The organism is Bradyrhizobium sp. USDA 4369 (assembly GCF_054056435.1).
Genome location: NZ_JBSRYH010000002.1, coordinates 130,697 through 151,808, shown reverse-complemented (window position 1 = coordinate 151,808; position 21,112 = coordinate 130,697). Strand labels below are relative to the sequence as shown.

Annotated in this window: 19 protein-coding genes and 2 pseudogenes; 14 read left to right on the top strand and 7 right to left on the bottom strand. The window is 60.5% G+C overall.

Features of this window, described 5'->3' with window-relative positions; genetic code table 11:
* Nucleotides 1-282: 282 nt before the first annotated feature.
* From ACVIJ6_RS38735 to ACVIJ6_RS38710, 6 genes are all read left to right on the top strand, one after another.
* Nucleotides 283-1,725, top strand: coding sequence for a TolC family protein (locus ACVIJ6_RS38735; protein ID WP_245269298.1), 1,443 nt, complete (start codon nucleotides 283-285; stop codon nucleotides 1,723-1,725).
* A gap of 34 nt (nucleotides 1,726-1,759) precedes the next feature.
* Nucleotides 1,760-3,127, top strand: a complete 1,368-nt coding sequence (locus tag ACVIJ6_RS38730; protein WP_028133049.1) for a multicopper oxidase family protein — start codon at nucleotides 1,760-1,762, stop codon at nucleotides 3,125-3,127.
* A 47-nt stretch (nucleotides 3,128-3,174) separates the two neighbouring features.
* Nucleotides 3,175-3,468 (top strand): copper-binding protein, encoded by a 294-nt coding sequence (locus ACVIJ6_RS38725; RefSeq protein WP_028133048.1) that lies wholly within the window; start codon nucleotides 3,175-3,177, stop codon nucleotides 3,466-3,468.
* A gap of 67 nt (nucleotides 3,469-3,535) precedes the next feature.
* Nucleotides 3,536-3,904, top strand: a complete 369-nt coding sequence (gene copC / locus ACVIJ6_RS38720) for a copper homeostasis periplasmic binding protein CopC (protein WP_028133047.1) — start codon at nucleotides 3,536-3,538, stop codon at nucleotides 3,902-3,904.
* Complete coding sequence (copD, locus tag ACVIJ6_RS38715; RefSeq protein ID WP_028133046.1) at nucleotides 3,904-4,824, top strand: copper homeostasis membrane protein CopD; 921 nt, start codon at nucleotides 3,904-3,906, stop codon at nucleotides 4,822-4,824. Before copC ends, copD begins: the two co-directional genes overlap by 1 nt.
* A 166-nt stretch (nucleotides 4,825-4,990) precedes the next feature.
* Nucleotides 4,991-5,392 carry a DUF1622 domain-containing protein gene (locus tag ACVIJ6_RS38710; RefSeq protein WP_028133045.1) on the top strand — a complete coding sequence of 134 codons (402 nt, stop codon included), beginning with the start codon at nucleotides 4,991-4,993 and terminating at the stop codon, nucleotides 5,390-5,392.
* A gap of 142 nt (nucleotides 5,393-5,534) precedes the next feature.
* Here the strand turns inward: ACVIJ6_RS38710 and ACVIJ6_RS38705 are convergent, their stop codons facing one another.
* Together ACVIJ6_RS38705 and ACVIJ6_RS38700 are read right to left on the bottom strand one after the other, a co-directional pair.
* Nucleotides 5,535-5,972 (bottom strand): helix-turn-helix domain-containing protein, encoded by a 438-nt coding sequence (locus ACVIJ6_RS38705; protein ID WP_080672099.1) that lies wholly within the window; start codon nucleotides 5,970-5,972, stop codon nucleotides 5,535-5,537.
* A gap of 25 nt (nucleotides 5,973-5,997) precedes the next feature.
* Nucleotides 5,998-6,477: a helix-turn-helix domain-containing protein gene (locus tag ACVIJ6_RS38700; protein ID WP_409889773.1), complete on the bottom strand. Its 480-nt coding sequence runs from the start codon at nucleotides 6,475-6,477 to the stop codon at nucleotides 5,998-6,000.
* A 222-nt stretch (nucleotides 6,478-6,699) separates the two neighbouring features.
* Between ACVIJ6_RS38700 and ACVIJ6_RS38695 the strand changes: the two genes are divergently transcribed.
* Nucleotides 6,700-7,689, top strand: a complete 990-nt coding sequence (locus ACVIJ6_RS38695) for a TorF family putative porin (protein WP_028133043.1) — start codon at nucleotides 6,700-6,702, stop codon at nucleotides 7,687-7,689.
* A 1,015-nt stretch (nucleotides 7,690-8,704) separates the two neighbouring features.
* Here the strand turns inward: ACVIJ6_RS38695 and ACVIJ6_RS38690 are convergent.
* Nucleotides 8,705-10,813 (bottom strand): heavy metal translocating P-type ATPase, encoded by a 2,109-nt coding sequence (locus ACVIJ6_RS38690; RefSeq protein WP_245269297.1) that lies wholly within the window; start codon nucleotides 10,811-10,813, stop codon nucleotides 8,705-8,707.
* A 443-nt stretch (nucleotides 10,814-11,256) separates the two neighbouring features.
* Nucleotides 11,257-11,553 (bottom strand): hypothetical protein, encoded by a 297-nt coding sequence (locus tag ACVIJ6_RS38685; protein WP_028133041.1) that lies wholly within the window; start codon nucleotides 11,551-11,553, stop codon nucleotides 11,257-11,259.
* A gap of 535 nt (nucleotides 11,554-12,088) precedes the next feature.
* Between ACVIJ6_RS38685 and ACVIJ6_RS38680 the strand changes: the two are divergent.
* A pseudogene (locus ACVIJ6_RS38680) lies at nucleotides 12,089-12,295 on the top strand (TrbI/VirB10 family protein); the annotation flags it as partial.
* Nucleotides 12,296-12,612: 317 nt separating this feature from the next.
* Here ACVIJ6_RS38680 and ACVIJ6_RS38675 read toward each other — a convergent pair.
* A complete protein-coding gene (locus ACVIJ6_RS38675) occupies nucleotides 12,613-12,951 on the bottom strand; it encodes a hypothetical protein (RefSeq protein ID WP_155253169.1) in 339 nt (112 codons plus the stop codon).
* A gap of 69 nt (nucleotides 12,952-13,020) precedes the next feature.
* Between ACVIJ6_RS38675 and ACVIJ6_RS38670 the strand changes: the two genes are divergently transcribed.
* Nucleotides 13,021-13,398 (top strand): response regulator transcription factor, encoded by a 378-nt coding sequence (locus ACVIJ6_RS38670; protein WP_456777203.1) that lies wholly within the window; start codon nucleotides 13,021-13,023, stop codon nucleotides 13,396-13,398.
* An 18-nt stretch (nucleotides 13,399-13,416) separates the two neighbouring features.
* Nucleotides 13,417-13,989, top strand: coding sequence for a hypothetical protein (locus ACVIJ6_RS38665; RefSeq protein ID WP_049819842.1), 573 nt, complete (start codon nucleotides 13,417-13,419; stop codon nucleotides 13,987-13,989).
* A gap of 239 nt (nucleotides 13,990-14,228) precedes the next feature.
* Here the strand turns inward: ACVIJ6_RS38665 and ACVIJ6_RS38660 are convergent, their stop codons facing one another.
* Nucleotides 14,229-14,633: a four-helix bundle copper-binding protein gene (locus ACVIJ6_RS38660; protein WP_456777202.1), complete on the bottom strand. Its 405-nt coding sequence runs from the start codon at nucleotides 14,631-14,633 to the stop codon at nucleotides 14,229-14,231.
* A gap of 173 nt (nucleotides 14,634-14,806) precedes the next feature.
* On the opposite strand from ACVIJ6_RS38660, the gene istA reads away from it, so the two are divergent.
* The 3 genes from istA to ACVIJ6_RS38645 all read left to right on the top strand — a co-directional run bounded on the left by istA (nucleotide 14,807) and on the right by ACVIJ6_RS38645 (nucleotide 17,881).
* Entirely contained in the window at nucleotides 14,807-16,339 is a 1,533-nt protein-coding gene (istA, locus tag ACVIJ6_RS38655; protein ID WP_083780767.1) for an IS21 family transposase, read from the top strand.
* A gap of 11 nt (nucleotides 16,340-16,350) precedes the next feature.
* Nucleotides 16,351-17,094 carry an IS21-like element helper ATPase IstB gene (gene istB, locus ACVIJ6_RS38650; RefSeq protein ID WP_012041725.1) on the top strand — a complete coding sequence of 248 codons (744 nt, stop codon included), beginning with the start codon at nucleotides 16,351-16,353 and terminating at the stop codon, nucleotides 17,092-17,094.
* A gap of 442 nt (nucleotides 17,095-17,536) precedes the next feature.
* Nucleotides 17,537-17,881 (top strand): hypothetical protein, encoded by a 345-nt coding sequence (locus ACVIJ6_RS38645; protein ID WP_155253168.1) that lies wholly within the window; start codon nucleotides 17,537-17,539, stop codon nucleotides 17,879-17,881.
* Nucleotides 17,882-17,986: 105 nt separating this feature from the next.
* Here ACVIJ6_RS38645 and ACVIJ6_RS38640 read toward each other — a convergent pair.
* Nucleotides 17,987-19,150 (bottom strand): annotated as a pseudogene (locus ACVIJ6_RS38640) (heavy metal translocating P-type ATPase); the annotation flags it as partial.
* 462 nt (nucleotides 19,151-19,612) lie between these two features.
* Between ACVIJ6_RS38640 and ACVIJ6_RS38635 the strand changes: the two are divergent.
* The gene (locus tag ACVIJ6_RS38635) at nucleotides 19,613-21,055 is read left to right on the top strand and encodes a calcium-binding protein (RefSeq protein WP_409898441.1); all 1,443 of its coding nucleotides are present in this window, start codon (nucleotides 19,613-19,615) and stop codon (nucleotides 21,053-21,055) included.
* Nucleotides 21,056-21,112: the final 57 nt, after the last annotated feature.

The following is a 21,112-nucleotide window of genomic DNA, read 5'->3' as shown; positions in this document are numbered from 1 at the left end:
GGTCCGCGTCCGAATACGTGCGGTCGCATGCCAGCGCTTGGCGCAGCTGCGGAATCCAGCGCTGGCGCTGATACCCGCCGCCGTCCTAGCTGGCTGTGTTCAGATTGCACCGCCGCTGGCGGGACCGGATCCCGCGGACCCCGGGGTGCGAGTCCGCGGCGCTTCCTATCGCTCGACTGTCGCTCCCTACACCAGCTTGCGGCCGGCATCGCCAGTCGGTTGGAAGGAGCACAATCAGGGCGTGACCCCTCCGGCCGCCAAGTCCGAGTAGGAGTGGAAACGATGAGAACTTCATACTCGATGCACCCTCGCGTCATCGCCGGCTCGTCATTGCTGGTGCTGACGCTGATGCTGGCCGGTTGTGCAAACTTCTCTCCGGACCACGGCATGACGCTCGTCGCAGACGGTGTCGGCGCCACGATCCAAAAAGACGTGGTTGCGGTGCGCACGGCCGAGGACGCCGACACGACGGAAGCAGTGGTAAAGAGGCTGCTCGGCCGGACTCTCGACGTCGAAACGGCGATCCAGATCGCCCTCCTCAACAACAAAGGTCTGCAGGCTGCATTTAATGAACTGGCCCTGGCCGAAGCAGACTCCGTCGAGCAGAGCCTTCCGCCCAATCCGGTCTTTTCGATCTCAAGAGTGAGTGGGGACGCGGCCTTCGAGACCAGCCGTCAGGTAGTTGGGGATATTCTGGCTCTCGCGACGCTTCCTTTTCGCGCCGAGATTGCACGGGAACGGTTTCGTGCAGCCCAATTCCGGGCCATCCTTGAAACGCTTCGAACTGCAGCCGAGACGCGGCGAGCCTACTACCGGGCGGTTGGGGCAAATGAACTTACCGTGGTGCTGAACGATACGAAAACCTCTGCGGAAGCGATCGCCGAATTGGCCGAGAAACTCGGCAAGACCGGGTCGATGAACAAGCTCGACCAGGCGCGCGAGCAGGTGTTCTACGCAGAGATCACTGCGGATGTTGCCTCCGCGCGGCAAGAGGCCGCGAGCTCACGAGAGCGGCTTGCGCGGGCGATGGGGCTCTGGGACCAGAAGCTGAACTTCAAGCTTCCCAGTCGCCTGCCTGACCTGCCGCGACGGCCAAAGAGTCTGCCGTTCATAGAGGTCGATGCGGTTGCACATCGCGTCGATCTGCAGATCGCTCGGATCGAGCTCGGCGCGTTAGCCAGGGCGCAAAATCTGACCGAGGCAACCCGATTTGTGACGCTCCTGGATTTGGCGGGAATTGATAGTCGCACCAAGGAGCCAGAGGGCAGCCCGTTTCGACAGCGCGGCTTTGAGCTGCAATTTCAGGTCCCTATCTTTGATGGAGGGGAAGTTCGGGTCAGGCAAGCAACTGAGATCTATAACCAGGCATTCAATCGCTTGACGGAGCGGGCGGTCAATGTGCGCTCGGAGGCGAGGGAAACTTATCGCAATTATCGCTCGCTCTACGATATCGCCGGCCACTATCAACGCGAGGTTCTGCCGCTGCGCAAGGTGATCGCCGACGAAACGGAGCTGCGTTACGGCGCGATGCAGGTCGACGTCTTTGCGGTGCTGGCTGAAGCGCGACAGCGTGTTGCCTCTCTCCGCGCCGCCACGGAAGCAAAACGCGACTTCTGGCTAGCAACGGCCGATCTCCAGACAGCCGTCAACGGCGGCGGGTCCGGCGACTCCGGCAGGGAAGGACGAATCACAACAGTGTCTGCCGTAGCATCGACTCCCAATTAATCGAAGTATTGGCAGTCAACCAATGGAGTGAGCGATGATCTCGAGAAGAGGTTTCTTAGGTACTGCTGCGCTCGTCAGTGCGACCGCGATCAGCGGCCGCGTTCAGGCTGCTGCAATCCCGGAAGCGCCAATCATGGACAAGGTCACGATGCAGCCGCCGCTTCATCCGAGCAGTGGCCCGGATTACAGACCTGTCGTGACTCTGAACGGTTGGTCGCTGCCGTGGCGCATGAACGGAGATTGGAAGGAGTACCATCTGGTTGCTGAACCCGTGGTGCGCGAATTTGCGGAAGGCATGAAGGCGTTCCTTTGGGGCTACAACGGGCAGTCGCCGGGACCAACGATCGAAGCGGTCGAGGGTGACAAGGTCCGCATCTTCGTCACCAACAAGCTTCCCGAAGCGACGACCGTGCACTGGCACGGCATGATTCTGCCGAGCGGAATGGATGGTGTCGGTGGTTTGACGCAGCCGCACATCAAACCGGGCAAGACCTTCGTCTACGAATTCGAGACGAAGAAGAGTGGCACGTTCATGTACCATCCGCATTCCGATGAGATGGTGCAGATGGCCATGGGCATGATGGGAATGTTCATCGTCCATCCGCGGGATCCCGCGTTCCGCCCTGTCGACCGCGACTTCGTGTTCATCATGAGCGCCTACGATATGGATCCCGGAACCTATCTTCCTAAGGTCACCGAGATGACCAATTTCAATATGTGGGCCTGGAATAGCCGAGTGTTTCCGGGGATCGACCCGCTGCCGGTTAGACTTGGCGATCGGGTCAGGGTGCGAATCGGCAATCTCACCATGACCAATCACCCGATTCACCTGCACGGGCATAGCTTCTCCGTAAGCTGTACGGATGGCGGTTGGGTGCCGGAGAGTGCGCAATGGCCGGAGACCACGATCGACGTGCCCGTCGGTGCGGTGCGCGCCTTCGACCTCATCGCCGACAACCCTGGTGACTGGGCCTTCCACTGCCACAAATCGCATCACACTATGAATGCGATGGGTCACGATCTCAGGACGTTGATCGGGGTCCCCAAGCAAGCAATTGCCAAAGCGGTCAAGAAGCTCGCGCCCGATTCCATGGCCATGGGATCGACGGGCATGGCGATGGGGGAGATGGAAATGCCACTGCCGGACAACACCTTGCCAATGATGACCGGCTCCGGACAGTTCGGTCCGATCGAGATGGGGGGCATGTTTACGGTCATGAAGATCCGGGAAGAACTTGCGCAAGACGACTACCGCGATCCCGGTCCTTATCAATTCCCGAAAGGCACCGTTGCCTATGAAGTTGAGACGCCGGCGGCGCAGCCAGTTCGGGAAGAGCAGGGAGCTCCGAAATCACCGACTAAGAATGGCGGGAATAAAGCGATGAAAGGGATGAAAATGTAACGCAGAGCTATGACTGGGACAAACGAAGACATCTGAAGGAGAATGCGATGAACAAACTGATCCAAACGGCAGGCGCCGTGCTCGTGGCGGCCATGTTGGTGACAGCCGCTGCGGCGGAAGACATCAAGGGCGAAGTCAAGAAAATCGACGAGAGCGCGGGCAAGATCACCCTGAAGCATGGACCTGCCAAGAGCATTGGCATGGATGAGGAGATGACGATGGTCTACCGCGTCAAGGACCCTGCGATGCTTAAGCAGGTGAAGGTGGGTGACAAGGTTACGTTCGAGGCGGAGAAATCAGACAACGGTTTCGCGGTAACCAAAATCCAGAAGGGCAAGTGATCCTGATCCTGGACGTCGCTGCGCAGACGGCGCCGTCCAGTCCAGATCTCACAAGGAAGAGGAAAGAATGTCGAAGGCATTTCAATATGGCGCCGCGGCTGGAGTTGCGGTCCTCCTGTTTACCTCGCTGGCGCAAGCTCACCCGCAGCTTCAGTCTGCGGAGCCGGCTGCTGGCACGACCGCGCCTGCGCCGAAGCAGATCCGAATCATATTTAACGAAGCTGTCATTCCGCAATTCTCAGGCATCGAGCTCAGGGATCCAAGCGGTAAGCTTATTCCAGTCGGGAAGTCAGATACGGATCGCGCAAACAAGAAGATTCTGATCGTCCCAATGAAGCAGGACCTCGCGCCCGGAGACTACAAGGTGGATTGGCACGCGGTCTCCGACGATACCCATCGCGTCAAGGGAAGCTACTCATTCAGCGTGGGACGCTGATGATAGATATTGGACTCGTAGCATCGCGACTGCTGCAGTACATAGCGGCAACAACCCTGTTTGGCATGGCGCTATTTCCCCTCTACGCATACCGAGGCCGAGAGCCAGACCGAATCTTCCGTTGGAGAGGGCGGCTGCTGTTTTTGGCGGCACTTCTGGCGATAGTGAGCGGAATCGCATGGTTCTTTTTTTCTGTCGCAAGCATGACCGGCGATGTTTCCGGTCTGCTCGATCCGGACACTCTCTTGCTCGCGGAGCACACGAGTTTTGGCACTCTCTGGACCTGGCGCATGCTGCTTGCCTTGCTCATAGTGGTCCTGATGAGCAGTGGGGTGACGTATGTCGCGGGAAGTGTGATGATATCCCTTCTCGCGGCCGTACTTCTCTTCTCGTTAGCAGGTACTGGCCATACCCAAGTCGAGGAAGGATGGGCCGGCATTGTTCATGTCTTGGCTGACGGGGTGCACCTTCTTGCCGCCGGAGCCTGGCTTGGAGGATTGTTGCCACTCGCCTACCTGGTCTCTCATTACTGCAAGACACCTGATGACGTGTCCCCGCTCGACGACGTCCTCGTCCGCTTTTCCGGTATGGGCTATTTGGCGGTCGCGACTCTCGTCGGAACGGGTCTGATCAACAGTTGGCTGCTGGTCGGTTCGGTTTACGCCCTATTGACGTCCGGGTACGGGCAGCTTCTGGCGGTGAAGCTTGTGCTTTTTATAGGTATGCTCGGCCTTGCCGTAGCCAACAGGTTCTGGCTTATTCCTGCGCTGGAGAAATCATCTGCCGTTGCATGCCGCTCGGGTACCATCGACTACCTTCGCCAGCTGCGGAACCACATCGTGAGCGAGCAGCTGTTGGGACTCTTGGTCCTGTTCGTTGTAAGTATACTGGGGACCATGCAGCCGGCGATCGTCCCGTGAGCGAGAAGCATTCTCCTCAATCGAACCTGGCCCCGGTGCTGGCTGCACTGGCCCTGCAGCCGCCCGCGGCGACATCTTACGTTTGGGAACGTTGAGCTGAGAAGGTCTTTTTCGACCGGTGCCACTGGTGGGGCTCGCGGTCGAGCCACCTGAAGGACGCTCACGAATGTCGGATCTATTGCTCAGCGGCGAAGTTCGGAATGGGCTAGGCCACACCCTTCATTGGATTGCAACAGGGATCGAAATACTTGGTGTCGCCGTCATCCTGTTGGGGGTGCTTGTCTCTACCACATGGATGGCGCGTGATCTTGCGAGCGGAGAGTGGACGAGAGCCTATCGTTCCTACAGAGCCAATTTGGGGCGAGGGATTCTGCTCGGTCTCGAGTTCTTCATCGCGGCCGATATCATCGGAATGGTCGCGATCGTACCGACGTTTGAACGTCTTGGCATACTCGCCGTGATTATTATGATCCGGACGCTTTTGAGCTTCTCGCTTCAGATCGAAGTCGATGGACGACTGCCTTGGCGTAGAAAGGAAGAAAGCAAAATCCAGAGTGAAGGCCTGTGATCATCGAGTGCGCCCCAGCACTTGGCATTCATCCGACCTATTCACCTATTCCGCTGATGCTGCTGCTGGACGAAGCGGCGACAGCGATGGAGGCGGGTTCCGACCAGACATCAGCCATACTTAACCGCCCTTGGTCTGCAGGTTATCTGCATCTGGATTTGTCAGTGAAGCGTCTGTCGCACTCTTTGAGAAGCGCCGGCGAATCCCAGATGACAGACCCGTCTTCGGCGAGAATGAACGGATCAACAAACAATGGATCTCGGGTCAAACGCCATGCCTGTTGAATGGCGGCTTCGTTGGTTGGATAGGATTCGCAGCGCAACACTGAGACTTGATAGGGCTCCTGCGAAGCCTGCAAGAGGGGGCCATCCGTATAAACAAGCAAGACCGGACCAACGCTTGGATGTCGGTTCGCGAGCTGGCTGAGTTCTTCGCAGGCGAGCTCGACTGCCTTGGGTACTGGTCTGATTTCACGCTCCCAGTTTTGTACTGCGCCGCGGTTTACTCCGAGTTTCTCTGCCGCCTCAAACTGGTTATATCCAAATCTTTTTCGCCACTTTTTCAGATCCCACGAGTCCACCGGCGTCATCCAGTTCGGGCGTAATCTACAGACCAAGAGGCGCGTGCACTGACGCCGACCTAAAATCTTCGCATTGCTTCGTCAACTCGTTGCCGCTCCAGATGGCACTTCCAAGGTCATCTAATATCATCGCGTTGAAGAAGGTCGAATTTTCGCTGAGTTCATTGATCCTTCGGAAGGCCTCAATGTTATTGACGCACCCCTTGCAAGTGAGTGCAGCCGGTTCGCTTGCAAGATTTGACCCATTCGGGAGCGGAATGATCGAGTAGACCAAAGTCACCGGTCCGAACTCGGGGCGACGCTTTTTTCGGCGTAAGAGTTGCCTGCAGGCTAAGGGCACGGTGAGTGGAATGGGAGTAATTACATACTCCCAATTTTGGATCGTCGCCCTGGTCACGCCGAGTTCGTCTCCGGCCTGCTGCTGTGTGAAGCCCATGGCCCTGCGCCACTCCTTCAACTCAACCCCGTTCATCCGCAAGTCTCCCGAACCGGAAAGTTGGCCCATCACGGCTCATGATATCGTCGGAATAGGAGCCTAAGGTGTGATGAAAATGCAACGAACGCCTGAAATCAGCCTGAAATGCCGGAAATCGCCCAATGCTTAGGCACGTGCCTACGTTTGTTGCTTCACGGGCCTGTCAATCTTCAGCGACAATGTGTCCTATCCGTTGCCGCACTCACTCGCTCAGATTCTCCGGCAACTGAAACTTAAAGTTGAGGGGACATCATGAAAACAGGGGCTTTGCTGGCAACGGCGCTAGCAATGATATCAGGTTCGGCTTTCGCCGCGGATATGCCGGTCAAAGCCGTGAAGGCGCCACCCCCGGCTGCGTTCGACCCATGGGATATCGCGTTCGGCAGCGCAATCATGAATGATTATATCTTCCGTGGCGTGACGCAGTCCAACCATAAGCCCTCGGTGGCCGCCTATTTCGAGCCTCGATTCAACGTCACGAAAGACCTGCAACTCTACGTCGGTCTGGCCGGAGAGAGCATCTCGTTCACAAACCGTCCTGCCGCGGAAATTGACATCTATGGCGGTATCCGCCCAACGTTCGGAGCCTTTGCCTTTGATTTCGGCGTTTGGGGCTATCTGTATCCTGGCGGTACCTGCGTTTACGGCGCTGCCGCGGATTTCGCGGGAAATCCCCTTGGTGCCGAATGCGCCGCCAACTTCGTACCTAATGGCAATGTGATGAAGAAGGATGTCAGCTTTTTCGAAGTTTATGGCAAGGTCAACTACACGGTTAACGATAACTGGCAATTCGGTCTGAACGAATATTACAGTCCTAGCTTTTTGAACTCCGGCGCATGGGGCAACTATACCTCGATCATCGGCAAGTACACCGCCCCGAGCACGATCTTCGGCAGCAGTGGCGTCGGCATGTATGTGTCCGGCGAGTTCGGGCGGCAATGGTTCGGAACGACCGATTCATTCTACGGGGTGCCAGCTTCTCCCTTGGGGATCCACTATGCCGACTACAATACCTGGAACATAGGTGTTGGCTTCACCTACAAGGTCTTTACGCTCGACCTGCGTTACTCCGACACCAACCTGTCCAAAGGCAACTGTAATGCCTTCACTGGGGATTACACGGCCAAGTTTGATGGCAGCTTCACCCCGATCAATCCGACCGGAGTTGGCTCGAATTGGTGCGGCGCCGCAGGCATTGTCAAGCTCTCGGCTGACCTGACGGCAATTACGAATCTGAAGTAAGCATCCGACTCTGACAGGATCGAAGGGCGGGAGAGAGATCTGTCGCCCTTCTTCATCTTGCGATGCGCGAATTGGGAAAATTGTGCCCTTCGTCGGTCCGCCCCCCCTTCACGACCAACAAAGCCTCAGATGAGGCGTGCTCTTTTTGGACCGCCGGACAAACGCGGCGGCTATCGGCTCCCATAAGCAAATGGTGGGAATCTACGCCACGCGCCTCTCACATTGCCCTACTCAGGGGCGCTTAGGTTGAGTCGAGGTTCCGCTCAGTCGTTCCGCGCGAGGTTGCTGAAAGGGTCTCTCTAATCTGCTCTGGCGGGCCCCGCCCGGCAAGAAACTTGGCCGCCATTTGCTGGACAACGACCGGGACCTCACCATGAGACGCCCGACCTCTTTGGCCTTGCACCCGTGGGCATGACCGCGGGGGGGGGGGGGTACGCCGTGGGATGGATTTGGAAAAACTGATTGATCTGCGTCAAAAGCGCGTTTGATGATTGATCTAACTTGTTACCTCGTACTGAATTGAACGAGTTCTGGATCAGAGTATGACATCGGGGCTGCTCCGTCGCTCTGATGCCAGCTGACAAATGCGGGCGCATTGTCGTTCGCTCCTTCTCTGGCCCCACTCGTGAAATGCGCGGAGGACAGAACATGCGCGTGTTACTCGTGGTATCTTTTGTATTGGCTTCGTTGGCCCATGCACACGCTCAAGAAGCGATCAAGAAATCTGACTCGTGCAGCTACGAACTAAAGGACGGGCATTCGTACGCGGTACCTGTTGGAGAGGCCCTTTGCTGGCGCGTGCCACCTCCGTTTTCCAAGGACGAGTACACCTTGCTTCGTTGTGATCCCCCGTTTCGGGAAATTGTCCGGGTGCGACGAGGCGACCATCGCTGCACCCAATACGAGGAGCGGCAGTAGATTTCGATTCGATAGTGCGCACCAAGCTCAATTGATTGCCGCTGCGGTTTTCGGATCGATTTGGGACGACGGGTGCGAATTCGATGTGCGTTCTAAGCTAAAGCTCCGCTCGCCGCAGCAATTGCGCGTTAATCGCCACGACTACCGTACTCGCCGACATGAGAATCGCGCCGACAGCGGGCGCGAGGAGAATTCCCGCCCAGGCGAGTACACCCGCCGCGAGAGGAATTGCGAAAATATTGTAGCCCGCCGCCCACCAAAGATTTTGCAGCATCTTGCGATAGCTCGCCCGGCTGAGCCTGACAATGCGCGGGATGTCGCGAGGGTCACTCCGAACCAGCACGACGTCGCCTGCCTCAACTGCAACATCGGTTCCCGCCCCGATGGCGATTCCGATGTCGGCAGTCACCAGTGCCGGCGCGTCATTGACTCCATCGCCAACCATGGCCACACGCTTGCCCTGCGCCTGCAGCTCCTTGATCTTCTCTGCCTTGTCCTCGGGCAGCACCTGAGCAAAGACGGTGTCGATCCTCAATTCCTTGGCCACGGTTCTGGCCACGGCTTCGGAATCGCCGGTGAGCATGGCGACCGCGATGCCCTCCCGGTGCAGCCGCTCAACCGCTTCGTATGATTCCGGGCGAATCGCATCGGCGATAGCAAAGGCAGCGACGACACCGTCACCCTCGATCAGATAGATGGCAGCCTGCCCCTTCTGCCCGAAACGCTCCGCGGCTTCGCGCAGCTCGGGCGCCGGCTGCACGCCCAGGCGTTTCAGCAGTGCAGGGCCGCCCATTTTTAGTTCGCGGCCGTCCACCATAGCCTGGACCCCGTGACCCGCCATGGCCTGAAAGTCCTCCGCGCGGGACACCTGGAGATTGCGCTCCTTCGCGCTCTTGACGAGTGCTTGCGCGATGGGATGCTCCGAGTCGTGCTCCACCGCTGCGGCTAGTCTCAAAGCCTCGTTTTCCTCAATTCCCGCCACCGTGACGGTTTCCACTACTCGGTGCTCTCCAAGCGTCAGCGTGCCGGTCTTGTCGAATACCACCGCGTTAAGATCGCGCGCCTCCTCCAATCCGCGCCGATCCCGGACAAGTAGGCCGGACTTTGCTCCCATAGTGGTGGAGATCGCGGTTACCAGCGGAACGGCAAGACCGAGCGCGTGTGGACAGGCAATCACCAGCACCGTCACCACTCGGGTGATGGTGAAATCAAGCGATGCCCCAAGTATTTGCCAGACTACTAGGGTGGCTCCGCCAGCCGCAATTGCCACAACCGTCAGGAGGAATGCTGCCCGGTCGGCAAGCGCCTGCGCCCGCGACCGCGAGGTCTGCGCCTCTTCCACCAAGCGCATGATTCCCGCGAGAGCGGTCTTCTCTCCGGTCCCTGTCACCTCGACACGCAGCGAACCTTCGCTGTTGACGGTACCGGCAATCACTCTGTCGCCTTCGCCTTTCGACACCAGGCGGGATTCGCCGGTAATCATCGATTCGTTCACCGAACTCTTGCCGGACTTGACAATGCCGTCGGCGGGAATGCTTGCGCCAGGGCGAATCAGAACGAGATCGCCGACGCGTAATTGGTCGACTGTAACCTCCTCCGTTTGGTCATCGTCGGTGAACCGCAGAGCCTTGTCGGGCAACAGCCTTGCAAGCTCCTTGAGCGCGCCTTGTGCCTGGAAGATCGAGCGCATCTCGATCCAGTGGCCGAGCAGCATGATTGTCACAAGAGTCGCTAGTTCCCACCACAGCGCGTGACCACGGAGACCGAGTGTGACGGCGGCGCTGTAGAGAAAAGCCACGCTGATAGCCAAGCTGATCAGGGTCATCATGCCTGGCAGCCGGGCCATCAATTCGCGGACCCCACCTTCGATGAAGATCCATCCACCATAGAAAAAGACAACTGTTCCGAAAATGGCAGGAACGTAAGCCGAGCCGGGGAACGCCGGAGCCCGAAAGCCAAACCAATCTTGGATCATCGGATCCCAGACCAGTGCCGGGATGGTCAGTGCAAAACAAACCCAAAACCTGTTGCGGAACATCTCGACGCTGTGGCCAGCGTGCTTGTCGTGGCCGCTATGATCGGTCTGCGCGCGACGGTGAGTATTGCCTATTTCCGCGTTCTGGGACGAGCGCTGCGGATCAGCCGAATCAGGCCTTGATCGCGTAAGATGCTCCGCGCCGTGGGGGCCATGCTTGCTTGAATTCACGATGGCATTTCCCGACCATATGACGGCATGGAGCCTGGCTTCAGGCGCCTATCATCCCAGTCTGCCGTCAGTAGGTTTTCAGAGCGACTGGGTTCCTTGTCACCTCAGTCCGGTCTATTGTGAGCATAAATCGAGTTCCCCGCAAGTCGCCGCTGGTAGACTGCCCGGGTCCGCGGCGAGAGGCCCGGCCTTCATAGCGGTTTTGCACGAGCTAATCGCACCAGGCTGACGCGGCGGCGCCTACGCTGGGCCGTGAGTGCGGACGCGGAGGGCCCGGAACGTATGGTCGAATAGTTCTTCGTCGAATCCTGGGGCGAGCAGCTTCATCACATATTCAAGGGAAGGCGCACAGGTACCGTTATGGCGAGCACGCGCCCAAGGTCTCGCGCTATCTTGGCGTCGGTCGGTTCCCGCCCTATGAATCACGACCCGACCACTTAGCGTCAGGAGGGGCGCGCGATCGCTTTGCGCGCCAGCTCTTTGTGCAGGCCAGGACCCGAAATTGATTTGGACGGCCGCACTGTGCTGATCACCGGCGCCGCACGGTGATCGGCCGCGCGACGGCGCTTGCCTTCCCAGCGGCGCGCGCTGCGGTCGTGATTGGCGACGTCGATCCGCGGGTAGAAGGCACCGCGCGTGATACAGCGGCCGTCGGCGGCAAGGCGGTCTTCCAAAAGACGGACGTTTCCGACAGCGGTCAGTTCGATCCCCTTCTGCCGATTAGCATCCGGCTCGATCAAGCTCGCGTCGACTGCGAACCTACACCGCGGACAGCCGCGCTTAGCGGACCTTTGCCATCGCCGCGGCTATGCACAGTTTGCTTCGTTGTGATCCCCCGTTTCCGGAAATTGTCCGGGTGCGACGAGGCGATCATCGCTGCACCCAATACGAGGAGCGGCAGAACACGCTGATCTAACTCGCACCTGTCGTCCCGAGTCGAGCCAAAAAACGCAGCGGCAATCAGTTGAGCTTGGTGCGCACTACGGAATCGAACTCTTGATGATTCAAGCTGTTCGCCGGGAGGCCGGCGGGCATGGCGAAACCGCTGTCGATGGACCTTCGCGAACGTCCTTGCCTGTATTGCAGGGGGCATTTCCGGCCGGCAGGGCTGCCGAGCGATTTGGGGCGAGGCGGCGAGCGTGAGCCGCTGGCGAACGCGCGAGCGGAAACAAGGTAGCCTAGAGCCCAAGGCGGCGATCGCAGGTCTCATCGGATCGATGCCGCCAAGCGGCGATCCTGGCAAATAAGGGCCGTAGCCGCGCTGTCAACTCTGCTGCCCTAAGGACGGAGGTGAATGCCGGATCTGACTTCAACAAGAATGGCAACAGCGGTTGCCCAGGCACGACGACGCGGCGCAGGTGAATCCGTAAACCAAACAGGTCAGCAGGTGGCTCGACGCAATCTCAATCGCCAGCCAACGCTGACGGTCCGTCCCGGCTTATCGTCAATCGCGACTTGATCCTGGAACCTTATCGAGTATGAACAATTTGGCACAACTTAAGCTTGAGGTGATTGTCGATGATAAATCTGTGAAGGTTCCCGTCAAAATAAGAACATCGATCAAACCATTGCGAGACGTGGTTGCCAGATGCGTGCGCCAGCGTTCGACTTCTGAGAGTTCAATACCAGGGTATCTCCACGAAACTCCAGCAACGAAGCTCGGAGGTTACAGCTGTAAGTGATGTGCAGAACCCGGCGGCGTGCGTAAGGCTTGCAAGCGCATCCAGTTGCTAAAGAATGGAGCGTGCTATGCGCAAGAAGTGCCGGCCGGTCGGTGTCGCTCGCACGCCATCTCTCGATCATTCGAATGTTGCCGCTCCAACTCTGTGTTCAAGCAATTGAATCGAGCGGCTGAGCGTTGACTGCTTGATTGACAGGACTTTTAGCTGCCCGTCGGAACACTGCCGTAGTCCGCAGCCGCGATGGCGTGTGAAGCTGATTTGGCGGTAGTTCCGAACGCGGACAAGCGCGGAATTTGGCGCAAAATGCTCGGTATTCATAACAGCAACTTTTGGAGATTTCAGCCAAATGTTTTTGCGCAGAAACTTGCGACATTTTTGGTTGCATTCTTGCAAAGGCGAACTGTTGAGGACGTTCACTCCTGCGAAGTAGCCTCTTGAGACATTGATCTGGATCAAAAGACCTCCTTCGGCCTTCAATAGCATCAGCTTCGCGAAGCCAGGAGAAACCGAGTTGGCGGCGGTTCAATGCAAGAGCTTTCGGACCATGTTGCTATCGTCGACGACGACGCGTCCACGCGAGTAGCTCTGGCGCGAGCGCTCGCGGCGGACGGTGTCGAGTGCCACACCTATTCCTCAGCTCGGGCCTTCTTAGCGGCGCTGCCCTTTGCAATGCCCGCATGCCTCATACTCGATGTAGATATGCCAGAAATGACAGGTCTCGATTTGCAGCGCGAACTGCTGAGACTGGGAATAAACATTCCGACTATTGTCGTGACCGGAGCCGACGACAAGGCCATCGCGAACAAAGCGGCCTCCCTTGGTGCGGCGGCATTCCTGCCAAAGCCGGTAAGCCGCGAAGTGCTGATTGCGATCATCGCTTCTGTCACGGAGAAACATGCATGACTGCGCGCGAGGAAATCGTTGGCGCGGCCGATATTCCACGAGGAGATCGACCCACAGCGGGGGTCCAAGCAGCGCAGTAGTCTCAGCGCAATCGCAGGATTTCTGTTCGATGTCGGTAGCGGGCGCTTTACCCCCTCGCCTCGGAGCAGGCGACTCTCCGCACTTTCGAAAGCACGGGAGACCGCGAAGCGGCTGGAAGGTCCGATCGAGGTCGCGCGCGAGAACGCCCTCACGCACACCGAATTCCAAGCTTGGCTCCGGGACCTAGGCTTGTCCCTCGGGTACAAGATCTGGATCGCCGCAGACGATAGAGGGCGGGCCCACGACGGTGCGACGTTGGCCGCCGGGTGCCTTGATCATCTTCCGCCGTTCGTCGAAGACGCCGCCAGCGCGGAGTCGATTCGATTGATCGACGCACTCTGGATTGACGGCGCGAGCAGCTGCGTGTCAGCCGCCTTCGAGGTCGAGCCGACGTTCATCTACTCCGGCATCGTTCGCATGCTCGATCTTGCGCTGAGCAGAGACCTGCATGCGCGGGGAGGACTGTTTCTGGTCGCTCCTGACGGCAGGGAGGAGGAGGTGCGAAACTAGCTTCGCCGGTCTGACTTCAGTCGTGTGGCAGACCTGCAGGTGCGTTTCTTGCTTTACGGTGAACTGGGAGCGCAACAAGGACGCGATCGCCCGTTTCGAAACGGGAATGAAGGGTATTCAGGGCATCGCGCGCCTGCTCTAAGCGGCGCGCGTCGGCCTCGTCCGCCTCCATCGCTTTCAGCCCGCATCTGCCGTACTTAGCGCGGGAAGCAAAGTCTTAAGGTGTCCCCCATTCTCACTTAGTGCTTCATGCTTCGTCCCGCCTCCTCACAGGCGCTCATGCATCGGCGGCACGCTTCTCCGCAGATTCGGCAGTGCTCATGCATCTGGGCGTGCTTTTCGCATTCCTCGGCGCAAAGCCGACACGCAGCAGCACAGGCGTCCAGCATCCTCCGGATCATCTCTTCGTCCGAACCGGTACGTCTGGTAGCGATCCGTCCCGTGATGTTGCAAATGTCGGCACAATCCAGGTTCAGCCGGATGCATTGGGTCAGCGATGTCACCTTCTCCTCGCCCAGGCACGCGTCAGCGCAGGACGTACATGCCTGCGCGCAGGAATAGCACTCCTCGATGCAGCGGATGAGCGCGTCATTGCGGATTCCGATCGATGTCGCCCAGGATTCCGAGATGATCTCGCCCACCATTCCGATTTGAAGTCGCCCACCCGTTCCGAGATGATGTCGCCCACGATTCCGGGATGATGTCGCCCGGGTATCGCAAGAGCGAACCCGGGGTGACGAGACCTCTTCTGGCTCCCATAGGGTCAACCTTTCGGCTTTGCGAAGGGGGACCCTGGATGCCGACGGAGAGGCTTGCGATGCGCCGTGTGCGCGATGTGATCAGGATGAAGGCGGCTGGGCTGCCGAGCCGCGAGATTGCTCGGCGGATGGGCGCGGCGCCCTCGACAGTGCGGCTGACCATCCGGCGGTTCGAGGCCGCAGGCCTGAGCTGGCCGTTGCCCGACGAACTCACGGACGCGGCCCTGGAGGCCCGCCTGTTCGCCAAGACCGGCAACGGTAACCGGCAGGGTCATCGCCGCATCGCCGAGCCCGATTGGGCGGCGGTGCACCGCGAGCTCAAGCGCAAGCACGTGACGCTGTCGATCCTGTGGGAGGAGTACATCGGCGCCGAGCCCGGCGGATACCGGTACTCGCGCTTCTGCGAGCTTTACCGCGCCTGGGAGGGACGCCTGTCGGTGACGATGCGCCAGGCGCACGCGGCCGGTGACAAGCTGTTCGTCGACTACGCGGGCGACGGCGTGCCGGTGGTGGTCGACCGCCTCACCGGCGAGCGGAGGACGGCGCAGATCTTCGTCGCCGTGCTCGGCGCCTCGAGCTTCACCTACGCGCAGGCGACGTGGACGCAGGGGCTCGCCGACTGGATCAGCGCCCATGTTGGCGCCTTCGCGGCGATCGGCGGCGTCCCGGCGCTCCTGGTGCCTGACAACACCAAAGTCGCAGTCATCAAGGCGAGCCTCTACGACCCGCAGATCAATCGCACCTATGCGGAGATGGCCGCGCATTACGGCACGGCCGTCTTGCCGGCGCGACCTCGCAAGCCGCGCGACAAGGCCAAGGTCGAGCAGGCCGTCCTCATCATCGAGCGCTGGCTGCTCGGTCGCCTGCGCCACCGCGTCTTCTACAGCCTCGCCGAGGTCAACGCAGCGATCGGCGAGTTGCTCACCAGGCTCAACGAGGAGCGGCCGATCCGGCGGCTCGGCGTGACGCGCCGCCGGCTGCTCGAGGAGATCGACCGGCCGGCGCTCAAGCCGTTGCCGGCGAGCCCCTACGTGCTCGCCGAGTGGCGGATCCGCCGCGTCAGCCTCGACTACCACGTCGAGGTGGAGAAGCATTATTACAGCGTTCCGCATCGCTTCGCGCGTGCCGAGGTCGAGGTGCGGTTCACCGCCCGCACCGTCGAGATCTTCCACAAGGGCGAGCGGATTGCCGCGCATCAGCGCATGAGTGGCAATCACAAGCACACCACCGTGCCGGAGCACATGGCCTCCAGCCATCGGCGCTACGCCGGCTGGACTATCGGGCGTATCCGTCAGGACGCCGCCGCGATCGGGCCGGCAACCAGCGCATTGTGCGACCTCATTCTCGACGAGCGCTCGCACCCCGAACAAGGCTTCCGCGCCTGCCTCGGCATCCTCAGGCTCGCCGCCTCCTATGGGCGCGAACGGCTGGACGCGGCGGCTGCGCGGGCGATCGACATCGGCGCGCGCACCTATGGCTCGGTCAAGTCGATCCTCGCCAACAATCTCGATCGGCGTCCCGCTCACCAGCGCTCCGCGGACGATGCGCCGATCCTGCATGCCAACATCCGCGGACCGCGCTACTACAATTAGGAGACCGTCCCTTGCTCACCCATCCGACCCTCGACCGCCTCAACGCCCTCGGCCTCCACGGCATGGCCAAGGCCTTCGCCGACATCGAAGCCGCCGGTGAGGCTGGCAGCCTCGGTCACGCCGAATGGCTTGCTCTGCTGCTCGAACGTGAAGCCTCGCTGCGGCACGACAAACGGCTCGCCACTCGCCTGCGCTACGCCAAGCTGCGCCAGCAGGCATGCGTCGAGGACATCGACTACCGCACCCCGCGCGGTCTCGACCGCCCGCTGTTCGCCAAGCTTGTCGAGGGCCGTTGGATCGACGACCACGTCAATCTCCTGATCTGCGGCCCGGCAGGCGTCGGCAAGAGTTGGCTCGCCTCGGCGCTCGGCCACAAGGCCTGTCGCGACAATCGCTCCGTGCTCTATCAACGCGTCCCGCGCCTGTTCGACGATCTGGCGCTCGCCCGCGGCGACGGTCGTCACCCACGCCTGTTGCGCGGCCTTGGCCGTGTCGATCTGCTGATCCTCGATGATTGGGGGCTCGAGCCGCTCGATGCCGGCGCCCGTCACGACCTCCTGGAAATCCTCGAAGATCGCTACGGTCATCGCTCCACCATCGTCACCAGCCAGCTCCCCGTGGACCAGTGGCATCTGCTCATTGGAGATCCCACCTATGCCGACGCCGTGCTCGATCGCCTCGTCCACAATGCCCATCGGCTCGACCTCACCGGTGAGAGCCTGCGCCGAACTCGGCAATCCGCCCGAAAGACCTGAGCGCCGTGGACATGCCGCTGCGCTTGGACAACGCAATCGCGTTGTCCACATGCCCACAGCAACCGCAGAAGAAGAAAAAAGGTTGAAGTCGCGATTCCAGATTGACCGCGCGGCTTGACCGATGCCAGAGAACCAGCCGGCCAGAACGCCTCGCCGCTGGGCGAGATCAAATCGGAAAGGTGGGCGACATCGTCTCGGAATCCACGGGCGACTTCATATCGGTACGCCTGGGCGACTTCGTCGGAATCCGCACGTCATTCGTCTCTCCGCGAACGCGAGGGTGCGTGCTGATCATCTGATGTACATGCATTGGGAACTCCAAGAGCTGTGGACCAAAGCACACCAATTCCCGAGGAGCGGTAAGGTTCTTATGGGCAAATGGTTGGGAAATATTCACCGCGTCGTCCTTAGGGCGCCTGTGTCGCAGACTGAGGAACCATGATTGGCTGGCCGCTTTGTGGAAACGGATGTCGTTTTGGAAGGAGATGCGTTGTCAGCCGAGCGAACCAAGCCCACTCTTCACGATTTCGAGATTCCCGCGGACGGTTATGCCATCCTGGTAACTTGGCCTGAACTACGAGATGGGAAGCACGTGCAGGAGGTCTGGTACGCGCATCAGGGCGATCAACTCGAGGCTGTGAAAGCCGTACAGGAGGCGTGCGGAGCGCTGAATGATGCCAAGGTAGAGCTTCTTGGCAGCCTCTCCGCGTCCAGTTTGTTCGCGCACGGTGTTCCCAAGGGACGCGTGCGGCGGGCCACGCATTCCCCGATCACATCGTCTCCCTGACCAATTCCGACAGCAACCAGCGGGGCCAATTTCGCGATGCCGGCCTTGCGGTCATGCTCCGAATGCGGAACGCAAGCCAAAGCCAACGGCGCGCATGCTCCGACGTCAGATCCGCACCGTTCGCAGCCGCAGCGCGTTGCCAACCACGCTGGCGGTGGAGAGGGCCATCGCAGCCGCAGTAACGATCGACGACAGCAGCAATCCAAGCGTCGGGTAGAGCACGCCGGCCGCGATCGCGACTCCTGCCGCGTTGTAGGCGAACGCAAAGAAGAGGTTCTGTCTTATGTTCCTCATGGTGGCCTGCGATAGCCTCCGCGCCCGCACGAGGCCGGTGAGGCTCCCTTGAGCAGGGTGTCTCCGGCGCTCTCCATTGCCACGTCCGTGCCCGACCCATCGCGATACCATCTTCGGCGGCCGCAAATGCCGGCGCATCATTGACGCCGGCGCCCGCCGTTGCGACTTTTCGACCCTCCTTCTGTAGCTTGGAGACAACCGCGCTCTTTTGGTCAGGCAGAACCTCGGCTTCCACATGCGGGATACCAAGCCTCCGCGCCACCGCCTGAGCGGTCGTCCGATTGTCGCCGGTGAGCATGATGACCCTGACCCCTTTGACGGCTAGTTCGCGCAGCGCCTCGGGCAGTTGGCTGCTTAACCGGGTCGGCAATGGCCAAGATGCCTGCGAGGCTGCCATCGATGGCCATGTTGATGACGGTTGCGCCTTCGCCACGCTGGCGTTCGGCTTCCGCTTCCAGCGAGGAGGTGTCGACGCCCCGCGAGTACAGGAACGTCGCGTTTCCGAGAAGCACCTCGTTGCCTTCGACGGTTCCGAGGGGCCCCTTGCCGACTGGCGAGTCGAAATCCTTAACGTCGGTCGTCTGGATACTGCGATCCCTGGCCGCGCTGACGATCGCATCCGCCAACGGATGCTCGCTCGCGCGCTCGACGCTTGCAGCGCGCCTCAACACGGTTGCCCCCGAGTACTCGTTTGTGGGTACTTCTGCGACAACCTTTGGCCTGCCCTCTGTCAGCGTACCGACCTTGTCGACCACGAGCGTGTCAATCTTCTCCATGCGGTCCAGCGCCTCGCGTTCTTGATAAGGACGCCCGCATGTGCACCGCGCCCCACGCCCACCATGATCGACATTGGCGCCGCCAGGCCGAGCGCGCACGGATAGGCGATAATGAGAACGCTGCCGCTGCCACCAGGCCGAACGCGAGTCGTGGCTCCGGCCCGTAAACGGCCCAAGCGGCGAACGCCACAAACGCGACCATGGCGGACTCTATCTGCGCAGTTCGAAGCCAACAGGCCGACGGAAGACTTAATTGGCTTCCACGTCCAATTTGCCGGCGTCGTTTGCTAATGCTGCTGCCGGCGTTTGTCGAATCCCAGCAGGGGCCCGGTCGTCGGGTCCGGCGGCGGTGCCCGCCGATCATAGGCCGGATTTCCTGCCGGCAGAGCGGTCGACCGCAGCGGGCCAAGGCCTGCCAAGGAGGGCATGATCGAATCGTGCAAACGCCGCCGCTCGAGGGACCGGGCTATCGGCGGACCTGTTTGACAGGCGCGCTTCAAGCACAATATCGCCGATCAACCTACGTTAATCGGCCGCTCTTCCCGGGGTGCGGCTTGGACAGAACTAGGAACAAAGCTCCGGCGCGGGGGTTCGAAAGACCGGCAGAGCGTGGCCCGACGGGCCGATCGCTTTTCGTCGGGTTCGAACCGGGAGCAACCAAATGAGCAGGCGTTTCGAGGATCGGCATCATCACTCCGGAGACGACATTACCGTCCAGACCTTCGACGACTACCTCCTCTTCATCGGCGACCATCATTCGGACCGGTTGACGGGTGCCGACGAACAGATGAACATAGCCTTCGGCCGCGCCGGGAACGACCACCTCGTCGGTGGAGCGATGGACGACGATCTCATCGGCGGTTCCGGCAACGACCGTCTGATCGGCGGCGAAGGAAGCGACCATCTCGTCGGCGGCGCCGGCAACGACCAGCTGGTGGGTGGCGGCCAGGCCGACACGCTGATGGGCGGCGACGGCAACGACGTGCTGGATGAGGGAGGCGGCCACGGCGATCTCGACGGCGGGCGCGGCAACGACGTTCTGACCGGCGGCCCGGGCGCCGACGCGTTCATGATCTCTCCGGACAGCGGCAACGACGTCATCACCGACTTCCGCGCTGGCGTCGGGATGTTCGACCATCTCGCCGTCATGGACATCGAGCCCGAGCAGTTCCGCTTCAAGGACACGCAGGACGGCGTCCTAATCAGTTGGGACACGAACAAGGGCGACGGGTCGGTCTTGCTCGAAGGCGTGTTCAAGGCGGATCTCGCGCAGGACGACTTCATGTTCGTCGACGACCGCCACCTGATTGACCCGGCGAGCGCCCACGCGGACCGCGTCACCGCCGAGCACTTCGTCAAGGACGAGGGCAGCGAGAGCGCGCCGACGACGGCAGGCGAGACCCCCTCGCAATTCCAGCGCTCCGTCGACGGCAATCTCATCAAATACGGCAGCGATGGACAGAACGACGTCTTCCAGGCCACGGCCAAGAACGACTTCTACTTCGGTCTGGGAGGCGACGACCATCTGTACGGCGGAAGAGGCGACGACCACCTTGCGGGAGATGCCGGCAACGATGTTCTGGGCGGCGGAGACGGGCGGGACGATCTCCGCGGCGGCGACGGGAACGACCAGCTCTACGGCGCAGCCATGGCCGACAACCTGATGGGCGGAGCGGGCAACGATTATCTCAGCGCCGGCGCCGGGCACGACATGCTCGAAGGCGGGGCAGGAAACGACGTCTACAACGGCGGCGACGGCGCCGACGCTTTCATGGTCTCGCACGGCAGCGGCAACGACGTCGTGGTGGCGGGTTTCGACCCGGGGCCGGGCGCGTTCGACCACATCGCGTTCATGGACATTCTCCCCAATGAGGTAAGTGTCACCGATTCGCTATCCCCGCACGGCGACGGTCACACCGGCGTCCTGGTAAACTGGAGCGACGGCTCGATCTTTCTGGAAGGCATCCAAAAAAGCCAGTTGGCCCAGGACGACTTCATGTTCAACGCCGTCGAGGGTGGGGCTTTCGTACCCGACCCCTCGATCAGCACCGAAGGCAGCGAAATGATCTTCCAGGGAACCCACACCGAGTGGCATCTGGTCTAGGAGCGCCGACCGCTCGAAACGGCGCTGAAGTAGGCACCGGATTTCACCGTCTTGCCG

Bases quoted from the DNA above. Each gene is read 5' to 3' on its own strand.
- ACVIJ6_RS38735 (WP_245269298.1), top strand. From the start codon at position 283: ATGAGAACTTCATACTCGATGCACCCTCGCGTCATCGCCGGCTCGTCA.
- ACVIJ6_RS38730 (WP_028133049.1), top strand. From the start codon at position 1,760: ATGATCTCGAGAAGAGGTTTCTTAGGTACTGCTGCGCTCGTCAGTGCG.
- ACVIJ6_RS38725 (WP_028133048.1), top strand. From the start codon at position 3,175: ATGAACAAACTGATCCAAACGGCAGGCGCCGTGCTCGTGGCGGCCATG.
- copC (WP_028133047.1), top strand. From the start codon at position 3,536: ATGTCGAAGGCATTTCAATATGGCGCCGCGGCTGGAGTTGCGGTCCTC.
- copD (WP_028133046.1), top strand. From the start codon at position 3,904: ATGATAGATATTGGACTCGTAGCATCGCGACTGCTGCAGTACATAGCG.
- ACVIJ6_RS38710 (WP_028133045.1), top strand. From the start codon at position 4,991: ATGTCGGATCTATTGCTCAGCGGCGAAGTTCGGAATGGGCTAGGCCAC.
- ACVIJ6_RS38700 (WP_409889773.1), bottom strand. From the start codon at position 6,477: ATGGGCCAACTTTCCGGTTCGGGAGACTTGCGGATGAACGGGGTTGAG.
- ACVIJ6_RS38695 (WP_028133043.1), top strand. From the start codon at position 6,700: ATGAAAACAGGGGCTTTGCTGGCAACGGCGCTAGCAATGATATCAGGT.
- ACVIJ6_RS38670 (WP_456777203.1), top strand. From the start codon at position 13,021: ATGCAAGAGCTTTCGGACCATGTTGCTATCGTCGACGACGACGCGTCC.
- ACVIJ6_RS38660 (WP_456777202.1), bottom strand. From the start codon at position 14,633: ATGGTGGGCGAGATCATCTCGGAATCCTGGGCGACATCGATCGGAATC.
- istA (WP_083780767.1), top strand. From the start codon at position 14,807: ATGCGCCGTGTGCGCGATGTGATCAGGATGAAGGCGGCTGGGCTGCCG.
- ACVIJ6_RS38635 (WP_409898441.1), top strand. From the start codon at position 19,613: ATGAGCAGGCGTTTCGAGGATCGGCATCATCACTCCGGAGACGACATT.